Genomic DNA, 261 nt, shown 5'->3' with positions numbered 1-261 from the left:
GCTAGCTTATGCCATTGCACTAACCTCCTGATGTCCGACCAGGATTAGCTAACCTTCGTGCTCCTCCGTTACTCTTTGGGAGGAGACCGCCCCAGTCAAACTACCCACCAGACACTGTCCGCAACCCCGATTAGGGGTCTACGTTAGAACATCAAACATTAAAGGGTGGTATTTCAAGGTTGGCTCCACGCAGACTGGCGTCCACGCTTCAAAGCCTCCCACCTATCCTACACATCAAGGCTCAATGTTCAGTGTCAAGCT

At 51.7% G+C, this 261-nt stretch carries 1 rRNA gene; it reads right to left on the bottom strand.

From position 1 onward, the window contains the following. A 23S ribosomal RNA gene (locus tag CWM58_RS27955) occupies positions 1–261 on the bottom strand; the annotation flags it as partial.

This window comes from Klebsiella sp. H-Nf2 (assembly GCF_002806645.1).
Lineage (GTDB): Bacteria > Pseudomonadota > Gammaproteobacteria > Enterobacterales > Enterobacteriaceae > Klebsiella > Klebsiella variicola.
Note: the sequence above shows the minus strand (reverse complement) of the source record. Positions and strands in the feature narration are given on the sequence as shown.